The organism is Bacteroides sp. AN502(2024), from assembly GCF_041227145.1.
GTDB lineage: Bacteria > Bacteroidota > Bacteroidia > Bacteroidales > Bacteroidaceae > Bacteroides.
Map to the genome: position 1 here is coordinate 789,226 of NZ_JBGFSP010000003.1, position 22,889 is coordinate 812,114.

At 43.0% G+C, this 22,889-nt stretch carries 11 protein-coding genes; all 11 read right to left on the reverse strand.

Features of this window, described 5'->3' with window-relative positions:
- Positions 1 to 186: 186 nt before the first annotated feature.
- The 11 genes from AB9N12_RS03125 to AB9N12_RS03175 all read right to left on the reverse strand — a co-directional run bounded on the left by AB9N12_RS03125 (position 187) and on the right by AB9N12_RS03175 (position 22,880).
- On the reverse strand, positions 187 to 525 hold the full coding sequence (locus AB9N12_RS03125) for a hypothetical protein (protein WP_369889591.1): 339 nt from the start codon (positions 523 to 525) through the stop codon (positions 187 to 189).
- A gap of 29 nt (positions 526 to 554) precedes the next feature.
- Complete coding sequence (locus AB9N12_RS03130; protein WP_369889592.1) at positions 555 to 1,964, reverse strand: glycoside hydrolase family 28 protein; 1,410 nt, start codon at positions 1,962 to 1,964, stop codon at positions 555 to 557.
- A 35-nt stretch (positions 1,965 to 1,999) separates the two neighbouring features.
- Positions 2,000 to 5,263, reverse strand: a complete 3,264-nt coding sequence (locus AB9N12_RS03135; protein WP_369889593.1) for a DUF4450 domain-containing protein — start codon at positions 5,261 to 5,263, stop codon at positions 2,000 to 2,002.
- 16 nt (positions 5,264 to 5,279) lie between these two features.
- Positions 5,280 to 7,391 (reverse strand): hypothetical protein, encoded by a 2,112-nt coding sequence (locus AB9N12_RS03140; protein ID WP_369889594.1) that lies wholly within the window; start codon positions 7,389 to 7,391, stop codon positions 5,280 to 5,282.
- A gap of 119 nt (positions 7,392 to 7,510) precedes the next feature.
- The gene (locus AB9N12_RS03145) at positions 7,511 to 9,193 is read right to left on the reverse strand and encodes a RagB/SusD family nutrient uptake outer membrane protein (protein WP_369889596.1); all 1,683 of its coding nucleotides are present in this window, start codon (positions 9,191 to 9,193) and stop codon (positions 7,511 to 7,513) included.
- On the reverse strand, positions 9,193 to 12,336 hold the full coding sequence (locus AB9N12_RS03150) for a SusC/RagA family TonB-linked outer membrane protein (protein WP_369889597.1): 3,144 nt from the start codon (positions 12,334 to 12,336) through the stop codon (positions 9,193 to 9,195). The genes AB9N12_RS03145 and AB9N12_RS03150 overlap by 1 nt, the downstream gene beginning before the upstream one ends.
- Positions 12,337 to 12,357: 21 nt before the next feature.
- Positions 12,358 to 14,037 carry a hypothetical protein gene (locus AB9N12_RS03155; RefSeq protein ID WP_369889599.1) on the reverse strand — a complete coding sequence of 560 codons (1,680 nt, stop codon included), beginning with the start codon at positions 14,035 to 14,037 and terminating at the stop codon, positions 12,358 to 12,360.
- 3 nt (positions 14,038 to 14,040) lie between these two features.
- Positions 14,041 to 15,768 (reverse strand): DUF5108 domain-containing protein, encoded by a 1,728-nt coding sequence (locus AB9N12_RS03160; protein WP_369889601.1) that lies wholly within the window; start codon positions 15,766 to 15,768, stop codon positions 14,041 to 14,043.
- Positions 15,769 to 15,785: 17 nt separating this feature from the next.
- Entirely contained in the window at positions 15,786 to 17,327 is a 1,542-nt protein-coding gene (locus tag AB9N12_RS03165; RefSeq protein WP_369889603.1) for a RagB/SusD family nutrient uptake outer membrane protein, read from the reverse strand.
- Positions 17,328 to 17,340: 13 nt separating this feature from the next.
- Positions 17,341 to 20,598 carry a SusC/RagA family TonB-linked outer membrane protein gene (locus AB9N12_RS03170; RefSeq protein WP_369889605.1) on the reverse strand — a complete coding sequence of 1,086 codons (3,258 nt, stop codon included), beginning with the start codon at positions 20,596 to 20,598 and terminating at the stop codon, positions 17,341 to 17,343.
- Between the two features lie 20 nt (positions 20,599 to 20,618).
- Positions 20,619 to 22,880 (reverse strand): fasciclin domain-containing protein, encoded by a 2,262-nt coding sequence (locus AB9N12_RS03175; protein WP_369889607.1) that lies wholly within the window; start codon positions 22,878 to 22,880, stop codon positions 20,619 to 20,621.
- Positions 22,881 to 22,889: the final 9 nt, after the last annotated feature.

Below are 22,889 nucleotides of genomic sequence, written 5' to 3' on the forward strand. Positions count from 1 at the left end.
TAGTTGGCTCATTTTATAATATTTAATGAATGTCCCTAAAGAACGACATTTATAAATTGAAATACAAAAATCAAGAGGCTGTCTAACAGGTCTCAGTAATTAGAAGTCACCCTTGCCAAAGCATATTCTGGCAGGGGTGAAATCGTTAAAATAGGACTTGTTAGACAGCCTCTTTTTACAAGAAAATCATTCCAAACGCAACGATTTGATAAAATCGGTAACAGATTCACAAGTAACATTCATTTTCTTTTTCAACCGACTACGGCGTATTCGAAAAGAACTTCCTAAAATATGGAACAACTTTGAAATCTGCGCATTACTAAAATCAATACGTAACAACAGAATGATATGTATGTCATCTTCAGAAAACATAGGATAATAATGCCTCAATTTATAGATAAAACCATCCTGATGAAGATTTACCCAGTATTCCAATTGATTCCAATTACAATCGCTTATTGCAGATAAAGAGGCAACATAGCTTTGTACGTCATAGACAGTCTTCCACTCTTCTTTTTTATTCATGGTCTGATTTTATCTATTCAAATGATAGCCTATTTCACCAATTCACCATTGATATAAAGGTTCTTGAAAGTTACATCTTTCGCCCCCTTAATATCATTTGTTCCTTTGGCTACATTATTGAAATGGGAATCCTCCACACTGATGTTATAGACGTGTTTATCATCCTCCAGTCCGATAATAAGTACTCCCAATTTACTCTTCTCACAAGTTACGTTCTTCAGATGCACGTTACGGACAATCGGGTCAAAACCTCTCTTGCATTTTTCCCGATTCTCATATTGCAGATTGATGCGGAGCACTGCTTCCCGACATTGACCTACCGTCACATTGCGCACATACACATTTTCGATCACTCCTCCACGGCAAGTGCTGGTCTTAATACGGATGACACGGTCGAGGTCGGGACTATCCATCCAGCAGTTCTCCACAAACAGGTTACGGTATCCACCGGAAATCTCGCTGCCGATCACTACCCCACCGTGTCCGTTCTTCATCATGCAACCCCGTACGATAATGTTTTCACTGGGAATATTCCATTTACGACCATCTTCATTACGTCCAGATTTAATAGCAATGCAATCATCCCCCGTATCAAATGTACAATTCTCTATCAACACATTCTTACAAGATTCAGGATCACATCCGTCTCCGTTAGGTCCACGATTGAAAACAGTCACTCCGCTAACAATCAAGCTCTCGCAGAAAAGAGGATGAATCACCCAAAACGGAGAATTCAACAATGTAACCCCTTCAATCAAGATGGTGTGGCAGGAATGTAAATTCAATAGCTGCGGACGCATGCCATCTTCCGGCTTCATCAGACGTTTGTAAACAGGAGTCGATGTCTCACCATACATCAACAGACGTTCACGACCTCCGTTACGTTGGGCTACCATACCTTCTTTCCAACCATACTTCGCAGCTCCACACATCGGCCACCAAGTTTCCATGCTCCCTTGTCCGTCGATGATGCCTTTTCCGGTGATGGCAATATTGCTTTCACCATAAGCATAAATCAAGGGATGGGCATTATAGCAATCGATTCCTTCCCAACGGGTTAAAACAGCAGGGAAATAAAGGCTTTGATCCGTAGAGAATTTCAATACGGCTCCCTCTTCGAGATGGAAATTCACATTGCTCTTTAAAGTGATAGGTCCGGTATAAAAAGTTCCCTTGGGTACAATTACCGTACCACCTCCTGTCAGGCTGCACTGTAGGATAGCCCGATTAATGGCTTCATGGCAAGGATTAGCCTCATCATCTGCTTTTACTCCGAAATCCGTTATAAGAAATGTCCGTTTCGGAAAATAGGTCCGTTTAATCTGTTTTTCGATGCGGGCACTCTCTTTAAACACTTTATCAAAATCAACAGCGTTCGCATAAGTTACCTCTGTCACCCAAAGCAACATCAGTAGTAAATGAATAGTTCTTCTCATCATAATTCTTAACTTTTTATTAATATGTTATTTTCATTTTATTGCAATGTAACTCCCATCAGGCCGATAACAACATCGTTTGAGAGTGTTTCCAACGTCAGATGGCTCAATTCTTTAGAAGGATTCAGAGGAATGTCCAAAAGTATGCCCGCTCCTCCCTCGATGGAACGTCCGTAAACACCCTTGATGCCTAACTCCTTTCCCAAGTCATTGCTCACCAGACCCGTCTTCAAATGGATGCGATAAGGACGGGGAGAAACCACGTTGAATGCCAGCCCATCCACATAGAAATCCTGCTCAATAGGACACCAGTTGTCCGGATTCACTAATTCCAATACATCCGAAGTTCCATCTGTATAGTATACACGAACTATACCATTAGCAATGCGGCACTGCATGTGGTTGGTACTACCCGCCATCATCAAATAGGCATGAGAAGCCCGACCGGAAAGCGGAATACTCAAACTGTCCGGGTAATTATCCCACAACGAAGTAAAAGCAATGTTGCTTCCTTGAGCCAATGTTCGGAATGGCACACCCAGTTTGGTGGTCAGTATCTCATCACGTACCAATGCGCGCAAACCCGTATCATCAATATCGGCTGTCAATTTGGGATGACACCACTCACCGATACCCTGAACAGGAAGTTGCAAGGTGGTATAAGGCGAACGGGGTGTCAGATACTCGTTCCGGAAAATGTCGGTCACATTCGCATTGAACAAAGAATCCATATTCATCACCCGACACTCTGACGTATTCACCTGTGAGAAAGGAAGAATGGCCGGTGCTTTTTCCGATTTTGCGATTTGTACGTTCACCGGTTGCCACCATTCCATCTCTCCTTGTTTCATGCGGACAAAGAAGGTATGATGCCCTACAAGATCATTGACTTTACTTCTGATGGACGTACCACTGACATCGGGTTGCATCAGCACTCCCTGCGGATCATATATTTCACCGAATACCGCCCCTGAAACCGATGGGATACGGATCTCCGCCAAAGGCTCCGTCTGTATTTCAGGCAGAACCGGATTCAGTCTGTTTCCTCCCCACACAATTTCGACCGTTGCATTCTTTGCAGAAGAAGCGGGAATAACAATCACCGGATAACCGGAAGCTGCTTCCGCAAAACTCCAGCCAACCTCTTTCCCATTTACTTTCACAGAATGAATTCTTTCTCTTCCGGCATTCACTTGTAATGTCAATGCCAAAGGCGCCCCCCAACGTTGCTCTATCCGGTAAATATCCGTATCATCCTTCCTGCTAAAGTGATAGGTTATGTCAGGCAAAGAGATAGAAGCTTTTGACCATCCTGCGGGAAATCCCGGACGAATCACCATCTTCCCGTTCAATACATCCGGCAAAATGCCATATAATCCTTGTACCAGCAATCGGGAAGCTACCCCTATCGGATCTCCAAAGTCACGATAACACTCTCCACGGGCAGCATCGTAAAAGCTGACCTGTCCCCAATTGCCGGGACTGTTGCCTAAGTACATACCATCCAGGAACGAACTTTTCATCAACCGACATGCTTCCTCCGGACGTCCCGCCTGGAAATAGGCCAAAGCCGTATGCATCACCTCTGCAAAAGCCACATTATTGATACTCCAGGAATAAGGTAACCAATTGGTAGTGGCAATCGTTGCATATCCCTTCTCCAACCCATCGGCATATACGGGAATATGCGGTATTTCCGTATCGACATATCGTGTAGCCTGATAAGCCTGAAAAGGATCGGCAACATCGCTATCGATCGCATGGTATATGGTCCATAATCCCGGACTTTCATGAAGCCGGCGATGCCCCATGAAATCCTGATATTCCGCCCAACAACCTTTACGCTGCATCCAAAGGCGCTTATTCATTGCTTTCAATATTTGCCCGGCTTCACGCTGATAAGGTGAAGGGTCTTCGCCTATCAAAGAAGCAAGAAAAGCAGCCGTTTTATTGGCACGGTAGTTATAAGCCGACGAATGGGTGACTGCGCCACTGTTGTAGTAAAGCGCATCACTTGCCCAAATACAGGCGTATGCATCATATAAACCATCATTGTCCGGATCATAATTTAATTTTTCCCAAGCCAGATGGCGGGTAATCACAGGCCACATTTTGCGGACATACGCAGTATCTCCCGTCCAGTTGAAGTGCCATAACAATTCATCCATGTAACAAAGGTTCATGTCATAGTGGTGCATCTGGTTGTTACGTCTGGGATTCCGGCAAATATACCCGTTGCTATATTGAGGAGTTCCCCAACGTTTCTCCGAACGCGCCAGATTCATGGTGGAATCCTGTGCCGGATGAGGTATTGTATTCGGGACATCCGTCACCTGACTGGCGGCATAAGCATCAAAATGAATCCGTGCCCGGTCATGCCATCCCAAGGCATCACCGGTATATCCGGCCCTCCAGCCACTCAACGGCATACGCCAGCCGATAGCACCGTGCAACCAAACCTGTCCGTCCCAAATTCCATCGGCAGCCGCCACCAATGCACCTCCCAAAGTATTCAAATAAGGGTCCGGTGTTTCTATCCGCAAACGAGCAGTCAATGCCAGAGAAGCCTCCTCCGCCTGTCGATAGAGTTTACGGGCATTATAACCTTCGGGGACCTCCCCGCGTACTAAGTATACCTCTTTCTGCAAAGGAAGTTCACCCGTGACAAGGTCAGTCGCTTCGGCAGGAAGTTCGAAACAATCAGCCGGATCGACCCCCATATCTCCATTGCGACTCAAACGTTTTCCGGTAGCCCCCCCGTGCTGCCAATGAAGTATGGCTCCTTTCGGCATATTCGAAGGAGAAAAACGCCAGACCGCCCCATCCATATCGGCCAATGCCAGAACAGAAATACGCAGTTCTCCTTTTCCCCAAGAAGGGTCTGTCAGATAATAGGTACGTTTTCCTGCCGAATAACGGGATTCACAATGCCCGGTGCGGTCAAGTGCCAATGCTGTTCCGTCACGAAGAATCACTTTAAAACTTATATTTCCTCCGCGCCCGTTATTATAAAAAGCAAAAACCGGTCGGTCACTTGTCTCTACCCGAAAGGGAGAGTGACTACCGTACAAAGCACGGGTGTACCGATTCTTACCATTGACACAAACAAATTCATCCCCATCGGGACGATATTGCAATGCCCTTTGGGTACCTCGCAGATGTTCGTTCAAGGAGATGGATTCCTTGAAGTCACCGATCCGTTTGGCCTCTCTTTGAGCATATAACGGCATCGCTGACAACAGCAAGAGGCAACAGACAGACAGCTTTCCTTTCAAAATAAGATTCAGATGAAAATAATTCATATCTTTATATGTTTGATTATGGTAATGGCTTCAATCCTTCCCAACGGACATTCCAAGTTCCATCTTTCGGAAATCCCGGATTAGTCTCCGTACACCCGTCCCAACCGGCACACATCATCGCAATAGCAGTCAGCAAGCCACCATTACCCGGTAAATAAATACGCAAACGACCGTCCTGATAATTATGACCATTCGGCAAGTATGTGTTGGTACGTTTATCCATCAGTAAAGCTCCGACCGCCTTTTCCGGTTCACCCAAACGGGCAGCATTCATAGCCGTCATCGGATAATCCCATCCCCAGGTTTTACCCCAATTCCAGTTATCCCAAATCCAGTGCAATGTATTTTTCATATAGTCTTCCCGGATCAGTTTATTCATCGGAAGAATACCGACTGCCCCTAATACCGCCATGTGGTCGGAAGTATAACGAATGTCTTTATAGGTATCTACAGCCGTTTCGGCAGCCAGATAAAGTCCTTCTTTATTAGCCGCCAAAGGTGAAAGTTTGTCGATCATTTCATCCCATTCCAGACTGCGTTGCTGTCCCATACGTTCACGCCATTGCTGGGCGATCTGCATGGCAAAATGCCAATAAGAAAGTTCGAAAGGAGGATTAACCGTCTCTGCTGCACGCAACGTCTCTTGCGCAGGAATAGCCCCTTTCAATACGTAACGTCCCTCCAGTTCATCATAAGTCGCAAAAGAGTACATAAATTCTGCCGTTTCCTGTACCAGACGACTATATTTCTCCAATACCTCTTGAGTCGGATCAGCACGATAAAGCAATTCTGCCAGATAAATCAAATGAGGTTGTTGCCAGATCAGGAAACTTCCTACTTTGGAAGGGGCTTCTGTTCCTGAGGGATCGGTCATTTTCATCCAGCGAACGCCATCAAATCCTTGTCTTTGGGCTATTTGACGTGCGATCGGTTCAGCCTTTTCATACCAACCTAATGTACGGTCGAGTAAGTGGCTGCGATTCCAAAGGGCAAATTGAGCTTCGTGCCACCAGATCATTTCAAGATGGAATTTGCCAAACCACGAATTATAAGTGAGCCCCGTCTCTTGCGGAGGAGTAGTACCTGCACTCTGAATAGCCAGCAAATATTGGCTAAGTACCACACGCCGTTCCAATTCTTTGGCACGCGGGTCTGTACATGCCGAAAAGTCAACAGCTGCGCCATCCTTCCAAAACGAATTCCAATAGTTTTTGGCTTCCTCCTGAGTCTGTGCCACGGTAGCAGTTTGCGTAGAAGGAGCTTCACTGGTAAAAGCACAGGTAAAAGCCAGGTTATCCTCCATCGGAGTCAGGACAAAATAGTGCGTTGCTTTCTCATTCAACGTTGCTTTCCCTTCCCAGTGCAAAGTTACATAATACGCTGTACTATCTAACGCATGTTTCAACACTGCGGAAGATTCATTTTGAGTAACCACAGTCGTTGTATGTTTATCGACGACTTCCCAATTGCAAGCATCATCACAATGGGCACCCGTAGGATACGGAAAGCGAAAACAAATTCCGGTATGTGCCTTGGAGGTTATACGAGCGGCAATCATATCACTGGAAGGATGACAGACAGTCTCCACCTGATAATCCTCACCGTTTAATTTGAACCGGCTTTCGATTTTCCCATTCCACAGACAAAGTTTCTGATGAACGTCAGTGACCTGTTCAATATCCGTACCCTTTTCCACGTCAAAACCGACAATTCCTAAATGAAGACGGTGCGGATTGACACGAAACCAGTTAGCGGCATCCTGCTGTCTGCCCTCTTCTTTGAATTGAGTCGCGTAAAGCTCTTTCTTTCCCCTACCAAAATCATATTCTTTCAGAGTCTCTTCCGGAGTAAGCCGGCCCGGATTGGCGAAGCTATGCCAGCCCCACTGGCTCTGCGTTCCCAGTGGAACCCCTTTTTTATAATTGTCCGGAAACGTCTGTAAGCCGGTGATGTCTACCGTATAAGCAAACTCTCCATTGCCCACAGAAAGTGAAGCCAATGAATCGAATGCCGTCACAACCGGACTATTCCTTTCTACTAATGCCTCGCGGTCGATTATCGGCTGTTTCCCGTCTCCGCAAGCTGTCCAAATAAAAAGTGCTGCAATAGATACTGCGAATGTTTTCATTATTCTTTGTTTTATTGTTTACAAAAGTATTTATATTTGAAACAAATGACGCGGATTCTCATTCAAAAACCCGCGTCACTCCCCCTAACAATCCCAACCAAAGGATGATTTGAGGATCTTTATTTTAAATCCCATTTGATGAAATAGTCTCCACTCATTATCTTGGAACGAATGGCTTCAGCATTGCCGGTAGTTTCGTATTTTTCCGAAATATACTTCGCCATGAAACTATTATCGTTGTAACGTTTTGCCATACGAATCATAGCCGGATACACTTTTCCTTCACAGGCCATTTCAAGCATCATCTCTTTCAGGATCTCTTCGTCATTGTTTCGCTTATCGGAAGTAAAGATACGTGATCCGATGTTACTATAGCTTACTTCTACTCCACGAATCCCTCTGTCACCATATTTACGATTAGCAATTTCTGTTGTCCCGTCTGCCTTATTATATACAGTACTGCTATTCGTCCAATGAGGAGTTATACCATACCAATTGCCGGAATAAGTACCGTCCTCATCGATATCAAACTCACTAGAGTAGGCATTGACCCCAACATTAATCAATGCATCTACTACAGATCTTCTGCCTAATTGATTGAAAGCTTCAGCCAACATAAAATAAAGATCTGCACCGCGGTAAATATAGACGAATACATCATCACGATAAGCGGTACGTACAGGTTTGGAAATTGGACGGAATTTACTGATCACCCATTTACCATTGTATTCAGATACTGTGTAGTTCATTCTGAAATCTTTATCCTTATTGCCCAGCGGACCGAATTCATTATTTCTGAAACGTTCTACAGCAACCTCTGCCGGTGCCAACCAATATTTATTCGGATAATCAGAATCGAAATGCTTCAACAGACTGTTCGTCTGCCTGTTTTGATAGTCATACATAATTGCTGACGCCGATTCATAATCATACGGAGTCTCATTATTAAAGAAATTGGTATAATGACTGAACAACATATCATTGCGTAAGAAAGCGATAGATTGATTTTTAGAATTTTGATAGATACTGTTCATTTTATTAAGTATCACATCGATACATTGTTGGTATCTACCTAACCACAAACAAATCTCCGCATATAAAGCATAGTAAGGAGGAGTCATCATATCCCAACGCCGATATTCACTGTCTTTCAGTTCCGTATCCGGATCTACCCACTCTTTCCATGCTGTTTCATACGTTCCATCAATGTTGTCATAACCAATATCTAGCAGATTCTTGCAGGCTACCATCGTTTCGTCAAGATTCAATATGTCAAACTGCGACAAATCTCTCAATGAAGTCATTGGCTTATCCACCCATGCTACTTCTCCGTAGATTTTAGCTATCGTCATAAACATCCATGCCTTGACGCGCAGCGTGCTGCTGACCAATGCCTTATAGTGGCTTTCATTAATAGCGTTCTTCTCTTCGTATGTTTTCAATTTCCGAAGATAATCGTTACAGGCGTTTATTACCTCGTAAAATCCAGAAGGATCTGCATATGAATTACCACTTAAGTCATCATCGTAATTGTACAAGTTATAGAGTTCAGTGGGTGCCGTTGCAGTCGGCACCACCATTTCTCCCCGGAGTTCATTCAGATAGATCACTTTGTCTCCAATGGCTTGCATTTTGGTCATGATACCAATGTAACCGGAGTACATCTCACTTTCTTCTGATATATAATCCTCATTATCCAGTGTAACATCCGTATCCGGATTGAAGAAGTCATCGCATCCCCCCAATAAGGTAACCGCCAGAATGAAAGCGGCATTCAATAATATCTTTTTCATCTTCATCATTAGAATTTCAAGTTAATACCCAGTTTGACAGATTTCGGTTGCATCACTTTCGCATAATCAAATCCTTGTGTAGCATTGCTGCCGGATGAATAAGCGAATTCCGGATCCATACCCAAATATTTGGTAGCGGTCAGCAGGTTTTCCCCTGTCACGTAAATGGTTCCTGAACGGAAGAAATTCCAAACCGGTTTGTCGAAATTATAGCTTAACGTAATACTCTTCATACGCAGGAAAGAAGCATCTTCAATCCAACGGGAAGAGAAGTTGTTATTACCGATAGCATCTCCATAGCTAGCACGTGGAATATCGGTAACCTGTCCTTCTACATTCCAACGGTTGGCCACAGCTACACTTTGGTTAGAGAAAGAAGAAGCTGATTCTAGCGTCCTTCTTACTGCATTGTATGCTTCATTCCCTTTTGAATAAGAAAATTCAGCCGTCAGTGCGAAATGTTTGTAGCGAATATGGGTATAGAATCCTCCAAAGTAATCAGGAGTGGCACTACCTAATGATACATAATCTTTAGAATCGATGCGTCCGTCGTTATTCTGGTCTACATAACGTACGTCACCGGCACTGTATGCCTGATTGCTGCTGTTGATCAACGCAGCCTCACTCGCTTCCGCTTGAGTAGAGTAAACACCGTTTGCTTGCAATCCGTAGAATTCGTATGGATTTCCACCTACGCGGCTTACGACCATCGAGCCATCATTATATTGGATTGTTTCCTGATTGTTTCCGCCCAATGATTTAATCTTACTTTCCATGAAAGAAATATTACCTCCTACAATCCACTCAAAGTCGCGCAACCGGATCAGGGAAGCTTGCAATGAAAGTTCCACTCCGTTGTTATCGATTTTTCCGACGTTTGCATAGTAAGCGGATGTTCCGTAAACAGCAGATTTTCCAATGTTCATAATTACATCTTTGCTTCTGCCACGATAATAATCTACCCCCAGACTGATGCGGTTTCTCAAGAAAGAGGCATCCAAACTTAAATTCATCTGCGAGGTTATCTCCGGTTTCAAATGTGTGTTTGGAATTTGAGTACGCATAATACCTGATACAGCCATATACGGTAAACTGCTATAATAAGATTTCCCATAATTGGAAGAGAAGCGGCTGTTTCCCGTCAAGCTGTATTCTGCACGCAAATCCAGACGGGTGAGCCAATCCTTGTCTATAAAGAAAGGCATATTCTTCGCCATCCATGTAATTCCACCGGACGGATATACTCGGAAATAGTTGGTATATCTTCCGTTGGCGGAAGAACCGTCAATAGACATATTCAATGCGGCATTCAAGACATTATTATAAGTATAGTCTACGTGACCATAAATATTTGCCCAGTTCCATTTATTCTGATAACCGTTGAAATAACGACCGATCGCATCAGCCGACCCCAATACTTGATAGAAGTCATTGGTTGTGTTGCGCGCGTACGCCCCATCGTATTCCTGCAAGGTAGTCAACACTTGCACTCCCGCCATCGCATTCAACGCATGGCGGCTATTGAATTGTCTGTTGTAGCGCGCGTTTAAATTATAGAAATAATTGACCGTTTCGTTCACACCTTCCCGGATGGTATTTTCTTCTGTACCGAATGCGTCTGTAGTAGGAACGATGGTAAAATCCGTTCTACCCGGAACAAAAACATGCTCCTTGTTATAATTGTAGTAAAGTCCGAAAACACCGTTGAGAGAAAAGCCCGGGAATATTTTATAATTGAAACCTGCTTTAATATTTACGTCATATTGGCGACTATTCGCATCCAGATTATTGACAATAGCTAACGGGTTGCTGACAGCAAAGTCCATGTTTTTGCTAATGCCATAATAGTAGTCGGAATAAATCGGAGTAAATTCTCCATTATCAGCTTTTTGATAGGGAGCAAGCAGTGGAGACTGTGCATAAGCGGCGAGCAAGGGGTTGGTACGCATATTCATCCCTTGTTCTTGATAATTACCGTTGATATATGCCAATCCGACAGTAGCATAGACCTCAAAATTTTTGCTGACCAAGAAGTTTCCGTTCAACTGTGTATGATAGCGGTTCTGTTGCGTACTTTTCAGTATACCGTTCTCTTTAGAGTAGCCCAAAGACAAGTCGTATTTGGCGATAGCATCACCACCTTCTACCCGGAACAGATTTTCCGTCACAAATCCGTTCCGGTAAATCTCATCTTGCCAATTCGTATTGTTATTGTAGTAGTTGGCGTATCTGCTGTTGGTGGGGTCACTCATGAAAGGGAATTCGGTAAAGAAGTCATCCATGTTTCCGAAATAACTCATTCCCATGTCCGACAGGTAAGAGCGATAATCTATCCCATTCAGCAAGGGCATGCGTTTGTTGTTCCAGTTGACACCAAACTGACCGTAATAACTGATTTCCGTGTTCATGTTCTCCGATGTGGCACCATCCGTTTCAATCAGAATGACACCGTTAGCACCCATAGAACCATATAAAGCCGCTTCCGCACCTTTCAATACGGTGATATTTTGAATATCATTGAGGTTGTAAGCCTGAAAGATATTACGGCTCAATCCATTAATCAATGGTGAATCATTGACGTCCGGTATATAAGGAATACCGTTAATAACTACCAATGGAGCATTATTACCCACGAAAGAACGTGTTCCACGAAGATTAATGAAGCTTCCCTCTCCCGGCATACCGCTGCCACGGGTCACTTGCAAGCCGGCAATCTGTCCCGCCAACGCACGATCTATCTTCATACCGGCAGGTACGAAATCTTTTTTAGTAATATTCTCCGCAGAAGTAGTTACTCCGTTCGTTTCAATACGGAAAGGCAATACGGTTGTTTCATTATATTTGTATTCCGATTCAGGAATCATAATGATTGTCATCTCCTTACGGTTATCCACTGCTTGAAGCACCGTATAATATCCGACAGCCCAAACAGAGATAGTGGCTTTCCGCGGATTCTTGCATGCTATTTGAAATACTCCGTTCTTATCCGTAGTGACATCTTCGCTTCCGGTGACAGACACCACCGCACCCTCAACCGGAATATTAAGGGTGGATAATACTTTCCCGCTTATTTTACCTTGTTCCTGCGCATACAGATTGACAGCGAACAGGCAAACTAACAGGGTGAAAAATAAAACTTGTATCTTTTTCATGTTGTCTTTATTTTCATAAGATTAATAACAGTCCTCGGTTGGTCGCAGACACCAATGATATAATGCAGCTTCTTTCAAGTTGGAACCTGATCCACTAAGACGTATGGTAATTTCGCTGGCTTTGTCTCCCGGAATAGTGACTGTACCTACAGCACCTCCATCACGATCATATTTTGATTTATTTTTAAATCCTTGCGCAACAGCTTCATCTATTCCTTCCGGATATCCACCTCCGGAACGATCATAGTGGTAAGCAGATGCATTATTAAGCTTAGATTGTGAAAGAGTGGCTACAGGAATTTCTACCCCGCCCTTGATAATCGAAACAGCAATCGCTCCTAAATCTTTCTTTTGTCTGAACCCCATGTTGAGTTTATATGTTCCGGGCGGAATCTTATAAGGAACAGCCACGTATTTGTTCCCCACTGTTTCACCTCTAAACGGAGTATAATCAAGTGTATATGTTTTATTATCAAGATCTGTCAAATTAAAATAGAGAACTCTGTAATATACAGTGGGGAATCCTAACGCTGCCCATCCTTTGCAATTCGCTTCATCCTTCTCGCTGATTTTGTTAAATGAAAGATTGGTAGTCTTGAAATACGTATCTTTATCATCGGCACTCAAATATTCATAATTTCTGAAAAGTTCTTTAAGGCGATAAATCAATACGTTAGTCGGTATCTTCATTTCAGTGACATAGTAAGCGACTCCGTTACTCATGGATATCGGATGGTCAAGATCTACTTTCTGTACACTCGTGCGCCATTGTTTATTGAATACAGAAGTCAAATCCTCATTGCTTTCAAAATCGGCTTTGGAATAGATCTTATTAAAGAATGCCGATTGAAATATCCAGTTTTTCAGAATACTATCTGCACGTACCATATTCCACTCCTTCAGTTTATCCTGTGCTACCTTCAACGTGTTATTGATTACGTCATTGGACGGAATTAACATGGTAGCACTGAGATCTTCGGACATGATATCAAATTTTACCTTTTCAAAATAAGGAGCTCTTACAGTAAATATCGAATCATATACCGTATTTCCAGTATTGTCTACCCCCACCACTTTACTCGCTTCTTTGTCAAATACCGAGACATTTCGTGACAAGATCATTTCACGGAAGATAGAATAATTATCACCCAGATTTTCGATAATCTCATACATGCTTTTCGGAGCATTGATAGCCTGATCCAACAAATACAAATACCCATTGGTCAGTTTAACCACCCGAGTTACGGTTGCATTGTTGAATTGAATACGGGAAGTAGTGCTTCTGGAAGCCTCGTTTTCTCCATCGGTTTTACTGATTTTCAGATATTTGCCGCTCCACATCAAAAGACGGTCTCCGTCTTTCAGGTTGGAAGGTGAGATAGAGGCATCAGATATATAGGTCTGGGCGGTGTATATAGGATCATCCCCCGCTGCAACGCCTGACTCCACTGCCAAAATGGTGTACATCTGCTCTTTCGCCAACAATTGTTCCACCATACCTGTTTCGTTGAACAGCTGGCACATATTGCTCAAAGAGGATTCTTGAGCCAGATAATCCGTAAGGGATTCATTGACTATAGAAATCTCCGTATTATTAACCGTACCGGCGTTTGGAGCATAATGCTCATCCCATGTATTGGTACAGCCGCTCCCTATCAATCCGATAAGGGCGATGCCGAGTATATATTTTCTTGCTTTCATGGTTTATTCGTCAAATATAGGTTCAAATTCTAAATAATCTAAATATATACGATAGTTGGAATTACTACTAGCTGCGGGGTCAATCAATACCAGTCTGAATGTGTGCGCAGCGTTTTCTGTAAATTCTATCTCATCATAAATCACATCTTCATAACATCCCAATTTGTTACTTTTGAGAGTAGTGGTTGAACTGGTATACGGTGCACGTGTAACTGAATGTTCTCCGTCAAAGCTGAAAATCATTTGTCCTCCGTTACTTCCACCTTTTTTTGTTCTGATAAAATCCATAGACGAGGCATAACCAAAGTGTAATGTTACTTTATATTTTCCCTTGATAATAGACGGTGTTTCCATTGAGATCCAACCCGTATTACCAATGTTCAACATCAGGAAATCATAATTGCGGGCAGTTTTCCAGTCATTATTTGTCCGGGTAGTAAAATAGGTAACATTATAATATTTGTCAAAAGCTCCTGCCGGGTTCTTCAGTTCAAATTCATAACAATTTTTGAGTTCTGCAAGGTCACTTTTCTTCTCTGCCGTTCCATATGATTCCTGAAATTTAATGCCCTCCTCTCCATGACCGTCTGCAATCCAATCTTTGATAGCAGAGAAATTACATACATCAAACAATACTGTTTCCGGTTTTACATCTGCAATCGGCAAATAAGTGGAAACTTGATGAATATAACCATTCTTAGCTTGCAAATTACATGCGTCTTCCAGAAAGACAGCTTTATTGGCTTCGTCCTGATAGTTCAAGTAGAATTTTCGCTCCTCCTCTTTACTTATTCTCACCACATTTCCTTTACACGCTGTATTCCATATCTTAGAAGTTGCATTTTCACTGTCGAAACTCTGCAAGTTATCCAAATCATAACTTCCGGTCAGGATGTGATAGGCTACATATTTATACAATGCATTCTCCGGATTAGTATAGTCGCTGCTTGCTCCCAACAGTTGGGCTAAATCAGCCAGATTATTGACACCTGCATCATGAAAGACATCATCCGTTACAGCCAACAGTGTATAATTACGTTTCTGCTTGATAGTTTGTCCCTGTTCATTTTTCAGTTCATCATAGATAATGTTCAACTCGGCTCCCCACCCCGTTGCATCCAAAGCGGACTTCAAGAGGGTATAAGGACGCCCACTTTCGGATATCCGGGCATATACGCTTTCGGTAAGCGGAGTTAACGTATTTTCCAATACATATACGTAACCGTTGGATACCGGATTTGCAAATTCAAGCACATGAGCTTCACTATTCAGATAAACAGACCGCATACCGCCACCGCCATTTTCTGCACTTCCGAATGACACCATCAAAATATCGTCAGAAACGGTTCTTTTAGCCAATGCACCTTCTTTCTCGATAAAAGTTGCTTGATTAATGGTATCTTGTATGACATGATAAGATACCAAATTACGTGCATATTCCGCTCCCAACTCTTCGATGGAAGAAACCCCTCTTCGGGTATAAAACTCCTGTACAGCCGTATTGTTGGGGACGAAAAGAGTGAAGTGTTGGGTAGCCTGATTCACTGCATTGTATAAGTCCGCATATTTCATGATGTGAATCCATTCGGAAAAGTCTTCCGACCTGCTGGATAAATAAGTTGCAGCAGGCTGTGTGTCGAAGACCGCAAAAGTGTCTCCTTCATACGGATCATTACAAGCTGCGCATAAAACGATGAGCAGCATCCAGTATATTTTTTTTAATTTTTTCATCGTATATCGTTATTTAATTATTCATAATAAGGATTTTGTGTCAATAACGAGTTGTTGAATATATCTTCAGCAGGAATGGGCAGATACCAAGCATTATCGTTATCCAAAACAGAACTCAGCCACTTATTTTCCGCAGTCAGATTGTTCTCCATAATGATTGCTTTAAAGCGATCTTTATACTTGAAGTTTTGCTGCTTACCGTAGCGCAATAGGTCATACCAGCGTTTGCCTTCTGCAGCAAACTCCATGTCGCGTTCGTCCAATAGCATCTCCAATAACATCTCTTCAGTAGCTTCGCTGATATTGTCCGCACTAACTTCACTTCGTGGGTTTAGCTCTGAACGTTCGCGTATCTGATTAATGATAGCCAATGCTTCTGTCCAGTTGGCAGAACCACCGATACGAATCAGCGCCTCCGCTTTCATCAACATGACATCTGCCATACGATAGATGATATAATTGGCATCCTGAATGGTACGAACGGCTTCCGGGTCGGCAACCCCCATTCCAGCATATTTCCAGATAATACCGTTCTCCGGATAGTCGGCATAAACAGTACCGGCAAATGAGCCATAATAAGTGCGGCTTATTTCATCTCCTTTATGCTGCATGTATTCTTCTGTTAAGCGAAGAGTCATCGGCTCAGAATACAGATATGAATCTGTTGTAACCTCAGTGCCATAAGGGAAGATTTTGGATGGGCTTCCACTTCCCTGTGCATAATTGGTTTCATCATATTGTATTTCAAAGATAGATTCGTTACTGTTACCGGGATAGAACATATTGAACCATTGTCCGGGTGTCGACATAAATGCCGGTCGTATTGCGGCTGTAGCGTTGATTAGATAATCAGCATACGTGACACATTCTTCGTAATCTTCTGCCCAAAGACAAGTTTCCGCCATCAGTGCGTACAATGCCCATTTGGTAGCGCGTCCCTTGTTTTCCCACGCTTCATCGAACGTCTCTTTGGCAGCATCAGTTGCCAACGCTGCACGTACATCGCTTTTTATCAATTCCAAAATCTCCGTTTCAGATGACTTGGCCACGTCATTGGGCATAGCATCGTCTACGTAGGGTTCGGTAATCAAGGGAACCTCCCGAAAGTTACGTACCAAGTATAAATAAGACAATCCACGCAGGAAGTAAGCCTCCGTGAGATGTGAGTTCATTTGTGACTCATAATAACTGGCATCTTTTTCCATCACGGACGGTGCATACTTCAACACAGCATTCGCCATACCGATCACTTGATAGAAAGTACCCCACTGAACAGTGGATGTACTGGGCAACACCTGAAAATTCTGAATCAGACCAGCTCCTGTTCCTCTAAAGGGAACGATGACGGACCCCCCTCTCAATTCTCCCCAATTGATGATATAGGGGACACAAGCACGCAAACGACTGTATCCCTGTGCGAGAATAGCTTCTACATCTTCAGAAGACTCCCAGTACATATCGGTAGATTGCTTATCTTTGGGAAGAATATCAAGCCAATCGCTGCATCCGCTCATCAACAAACTTCCGGATAGTAACAATATAGTAAATATCTTTTTCATGTTCGTAGATCTTTTAAAAACTCAAATTAAAGCCGGCAACAAGCTGAATAGAAGCCGGTGTAGTAGCATTATCTTTGGCATAAGTATTTTCGGTCTTCACTTCCGGATCCTGACCGGTGTATTTAGTCCAAGTAAAGAGGTTATATCCGGTGACATATACATCGATATTACTAAATCCCCAACGCTGAATTATTTTCTTCGGCAAACGATAGTTGAATGACAACGATTTCAAACGCAGGTAAGAAGCATCTTCCACAAAACGGTCAGAACCCAGTGTGTTGTATCCCTCTCCGTAGAGTGCACGCGGAATATCTGTCTGATCGCCTTCGTTGCGCCAACGTCTAAGGACAGCCGTACTTTGATTGTTAATTCCACGCATGGATTCATTGCTTAAACGGGTAGAGTTGACTACATCCTGTCCATAACGTCCGTAAAAAATAGCAGACAGCTTAAATTGCTTATAGCTGACATTGATACCGGCACCTCCGGTGAATCTCGGATTGGAGTTTCCTAAATAGACAATATCATATTGGTTGATGACACCATCATGATTAATATCCTCGTAGAGAGCATCTCCGGGAGCTACGGTAGCTGTTCCGTTCCGCATCACAATCGCATTACCGGCAATATCTTTCATCACGTTACCGTCGACATCACGTGCATACGCAGCCTCTTTATTCTGGCAAACGCCTTTGTAACGATAACCGTAGAAAGACCCCATCGGACGTCCTTCCTCTCTACGATAAGCATAATTGCCATTGTCGAAGGTATAGTTCTCTTCGGTATAGTTATCCGGCATTTCCGTAATCTTGTTCTCGTTGTGGGCAATGTTGAAGTAGAATCCGACACGCCAGTCTTTGTTTTCAAATGGGACAGCATCCACACGGAATTCCCAACCTTTATTCGTCATCTTTCCGGAATTCATGTAGCTGACTTCATAGCCATTTCCATAACCGATACTAGTTGGCATTTTCACTTTCCTTTGCAACAGATCTTTGACATATTTCTGATAAACATCGACCGTGAAGCGAAGTTTTCCTTTTAAGAAAGAAGCATCCAAACCAGTATTATATTCAGTGGTTGTTTCCCATTTCAAGCGATTGAGCTGCATGGTACTCGGGGTAATGGCACTCATATCCATGTAATTGTTACCGGAAGCGTATGAACCCAAATAGAGCGAAGCGCCGGAAGCGGCATTTCCCGTTTGTCCCAAACTGAAGCGAAGTTTAAACTCATCCATCCAGTCGTTCGAGAAATCCATGAACTTCTCATCTGCCAGATGCCAAGCGACACCGACTGTAGGGAACAGCCCTAAACGTTCCGATTTACCCATCGTTGAGTTGCTCTCCAAGCCCAAAGAAGTATTGAAGATATAGCGGTTCAGCAACGTATAATTTAACAAAGCCACTCCATTGATGCTACGTGTCTTAGAATCTCCGGAGCTGATTTTACGTACGGCACTTCCGATGGTAGGGTCGGCAAGACCGGAAGAAGCGTTACCGGAAGTTTCACTTCCATAGCTGGATTTAGTCGTTTCCACCGTACGGAACACACCGGTTGCAATAATGCTATGCTTATCATTCCAATTTTTACGGTAGATCAACTTGTTCTCCGTATTGATGGTCAATTGATCGGAAGAAGTATCCGTACTGCGGTTTGCATTGCTGTCAGTCCAAGCAAGTCCGGTAGCTACTTGCGGTAAGAACATGCGTCCTTTCGTATTACGGATATTCATGTTGACATTACCCCAGTAGGTCAGCCCATCCAATATGTTGTATTCAATATTGAAGTTCATCTTACTTTCCCGCTGGATGGTTTTGTTGATACTCTCATTCGCCATAGCGATAGGATTATAGTATTGACTTTTTTTGCTGTTAAAAGCCGGATCTAACGTGGAATTTTCGTTATGGTTGAAATACTGTGAAGTATAAGCTCCGGTCTCATCATCGATATAGTAAGGAGATTTGTTCGGTGCTTTGCGGAAAGCCTCTGTACGAACATTATAATAGTTGTTATTTCTCGTGGATTGGACAAAAGAGAATTGCGTTGAGAAAATTAACTTGTCAGAAAACTTGTAACGTACGTTCAATGCAGAGTTCAAACGGCTGAAATCAGTACCGACAGTCGTGCCACCTTCGTCCAAATAACCTAAAGAGAAACGGTAAGTGGCTCTTTCACCTCCACCACTCATAGAAAAAGTATTTTCCCATGAGTGCGTATTTCTACGTACTTCAGACAGCCAATCTGTATTTTGGTTATATTCATCAAAAAAAGTCCAGTCCGGCTGATAACCGATCTCCGGAGAATTATAAAGCATCTGCAAATAACTGGCAGAATTAGTAAGACCAACGTAATTGGCACTATTCCACAGAGCTTCGGAAAGTAAGGCAGAATATTGATTACCATTCAGCATCGGAATACTTTCCGGTTCAAACTTAGCGGAGAACTTGGAAGAAAAGCTGAAACGTGTTTTTCCCTGCACTCCCTGTTTGGTTTTGATGACCAACACACCATTAGCACCTTTGGTACCCCAGACAGCGGTTGCCGCCGCATCTTTTAAAACCTCGATAGATTCAATATCCTGCGGTGAGATGTTCAGCAAAGCGCCCAAGTCATCATTATTGATGGTCGAGAAATCCGTATTATCATCAATTTCAGCCGGATAAGGAACACCGTCGACCACAATCAACGGCTCGGAATTGGCGTTCAACGTACTACCACCACGAATCTGGATAGAAGCGCGTGCACCGGGGTCACCACCGCCTAATACAATGTCGACACCACCCAACTGTCCCTGCAGGGCATCTTCGATAGAAGTGACCGGAGCAATAGCCACCAAATCTTCCATGTTAACTTTCTGTGTGGCGGAAGATTGCTCTCTGGAAGTGATACCCATATCGTTGCGTTCAATTCGTTTTCCCGAGATGACCACCTCATCGATTGCCTGTGTATCGTCTTTCATGATAATATTCAACTTCGTCTGACCGTTGTACTTGATTCGTTGCGTTTTCATTCCAATATAAGAAAATACGATGGTCAGATTATTTTCATCCGGTACTTTCAAGTTATAGATACCGTCCATATTTGTGATAGTACCGCCTAATGAACGGTTTTGGGAATTAAGGATATTAACGTTCACTCCCACCATAGGTTCTGCTGTCGCACCGAACATCTCGGTCACTTTACCGGACAGGACTTTATCTTGTCCAAAAGCTTCGCCGGCAGTTGCCACGAATACGATAGCAATCAGTATGTATTTTAATAATTTCATAATCTCTATTTTTCTGTTAATCAAAAGACGTCATCAATCAGGTGGAAACAACCTTCTTCATACGCAAACGGGAAGTAGTCGTAATCCGGAATCACGTGACATTCTTTGTATCCTTCCAACTGGATACTCAATGAAGTCCCATTATCTGTATAAATCAATTGTGGCACAGTCGCTCCTTCAGTTTCTGCTGTACGTTCACTCCAATAACGTCCACTCTTGAAATCAGAACCAATATAAGGATAAGAAGCTATCACATTTTTTTGGGCAGTCATGAAGTACGAGTTCAGATAGTTTGCCAATTTCTCTTTATCAAAGTCACCGGTCAACTCACCATTCGCATCAAACGAAGCGTTGGTTGCACCCGGAATCCGATTATCCAACAAGGCTTGCTCGATAGCTTCATTGGTAGGAATAAATGCTACAAACCGTCCTTTTAAGAAAATATTCATCAGTACTTGATCATTTATCATACCTGCCTGACGCAGTAATTGGGTAAAGCAGTAATACGGATAATTCTTGTCCGCACAAATAGCAAGGTTATAGTTCAAGTCACCACTTTCCTCCAAGAATAGCTGATTACAATCGAAACGGTAGGTACTCCCGTTAGAGGCATCTTTCAATTTCGTAAACGGGAAGAAGACCTCTCCATTGAATTGAGGATTCAATTGCTGATTGAAAATAGCATTGCAAGTAATCTTTCCGTCCTTCACAAACCAGAAGTTCCAACTGGACTGTGTAGGGATTACTTTCGTTCCATCCTCTGGTAATTCACTTGCCTGACCACTAGGGATGCTAGCAGAGTGTAAATACATAATATTCTGTTTAGCAGAATTGCTGATTTCCGCCCAACCATCATCTCCCATTGCTTCCAATCCTTGAGTACTATAAACAGTTCTAATACCTGAAGCATCGAATTGTTCCGCAGTGGGAACAAGCATAATATATTTCACTAAATCAGAGGTGTAAGAGGTTATCAGGGAAGAACCACCCAATGCATACAGGAAAGAACGCGCATCCCGATACTGGAACAAAGGTCCTACCACAGACGCAAATGCACTCGGGGTCTTAATCTCATTCATTCCGTAAAACGCACCGTTCACGCACATGATTTTTTCGTTCAACATTGCCGGATTGATATTGATGGGCGAACCGGTTAAAGATTCCAGTTTCCCTGTTCCTATTTCCTCGGGGAATACCAATGAGCCACCATAGATAAACTCATATAGGAAATAGTTAAGAGCCAATGGGTCAACCTCTCCTAAAGAAGAGTACCCCCCAACTTTCCAGAAATTGTCGAAGAAATGATTAATGGCTGTGTTGGACGGTGCAAAGATGCTATAAGCGGTAGCAGTCAATGAAGTGAAAGCCAAAGAGTTACTGGTAGGCCATTCGCAAGCGATGTTCGGCAGACCATCGTGCTGATACTGATAAAGTGTATCCACTCCGTATGCGGCAGCATAGGAGTCACTCAATGTATTATCGGCAACATATTCACCGAAGGAATCGTATAAATTGAAAAAGATAGAATATTCATCTTGTCTCTTCAATTCGGTATAAATGGTTTCCAATGGTTCAATCACTCGGTCAACCGTATGAACATAACCATTATTGGCAATAATTCCATATTCTTTCACGGATGCGTTAGATACGTTGAAGCCATTTTCTCCTGTCCAAGTGGAGTTAGGATAAAAAGCTTCGTAATTGCTCTTCGCATCGATACCTTTCGTTTGGAAATAACGATAAGAGAATATCGGCAAATAGCGTTCCAAGTGGTACACCATAACGGAAGAACCCGTAGCAGTCGTCTCAATTGTCGGTGCGTCGCTGCTTCTTGTACGGTGTTTGTAATACAGACCTGCTTCTACATTCTGCTCCTCTTCCGTTTCTGTGTTTCCCGTCGGACGGAAGTTTACCAGTTTCTCCTTATTATAAGAATAATAAAGAACATGGTAACCTATTACTTTTTTCACCTCATCGACAGGCATGTCATTAATAGTAGCATAGCCTTTTTCGCTTAGATAAGATTGGAAAGCGTTATCGTCTGGTGCCATAATAGTCAGAATTGCTTTCCCTTCAAGCATTTGCTTGAAACCGGCAATCTCAACTCCTTGCAGGAAGATGGAATAGTTTCCGTGTTCACCTGAACTTAACACTTCCCATGCGTTGTCTGCTACCCAGTCTGGCACTTCGTAGTGCTCGTCCATATTATCTTTACAAGCTGTAAAGAGTAATGGAAGGCATAACAGCCAAAGCATTTTTCGTAAAAATGTTGCGTTTCTCATTGTTTAATA

Bases quoted from the DNA above. Each gene is read 5' to 3' on its own strand.
- AB9N12_RS03125 (WP_369889591.1), bottom strand. From the start codon at position 525: ATGAATAAAAAAGAAGAGTGGAAGACTGTCTATGACGTACAAAGCTAT.
- AB9N12_RS03130 (WP_369889592.1), bottom strand. From the start codon at position 1,964: ATGATGAGAAGAACTATTCATTTACTACTGATGTTGCTTTGGGTGACA.
- AB9N12_RS03135 (WP_369889593.1), bottom strand. From the start codon at position 5,263: ATGAATTATTTTCATCTGAATCTTATTTTGAAAGGAAAGCTGTCTGTC.
- AB9N12_RS03140 (WP_369889594.1), bottom strand. From the start codon at position 7,391: ATGAAAACATTCGCAGTATCTATTGCAGCACTTTTTATTTGGACAGCT.
- AB9N12_RS03145 (WP_369889596.1), bottom strand. From the start codon at position 9,193: ATGATGAAGATGAAAAAGATATTATTGAATGCCGCTTTCATTCTGGCG.
- AB9N12_RS03150 (WP_369889597.1), bottom strand. From the start codon at position 12,336: ATGAAAAAGATACAAGTTTTATTTTTCACCCTGTTAGTTTGCCTGTTC.
- AB9N12_RS03155 (WP_369889599.1), bottom strand. From the start codon at position 14,037: ATGAAAGCAAGAAAATATATACTCGGCATCGCCCTTATCGGATTGATA.
- AB9N12_RS03160 (WP_369889601.1), bottom strand. From the start codon at position 15,768: ATGAAAAAATTAAAAAAAATATACTGGATGCTGCTCATCGTTTTATGC.
- AB9N12_RS03165 (WP_369889603.1), bottom strand. From the start codon at position 17,327: ATGAAAAAGATATTTACTATATTGTTACTATCCGGAAGTTTGTTGATG.
- AB9N12_RS03170 (WP_369889605.1), bottom strand. From the start codon at position 20,598: ATGAAATTATTAAAATACATACTGATTGCTATCGTATTCGTGGCAACT.
- AB9N12_RS03175 (WP_369889607.1), bottom strand. From the start codon at position 22,880: ATGAGAAACGCAACATTTTTACGAAAAATGCTTTGGCTGTTATGCCTT.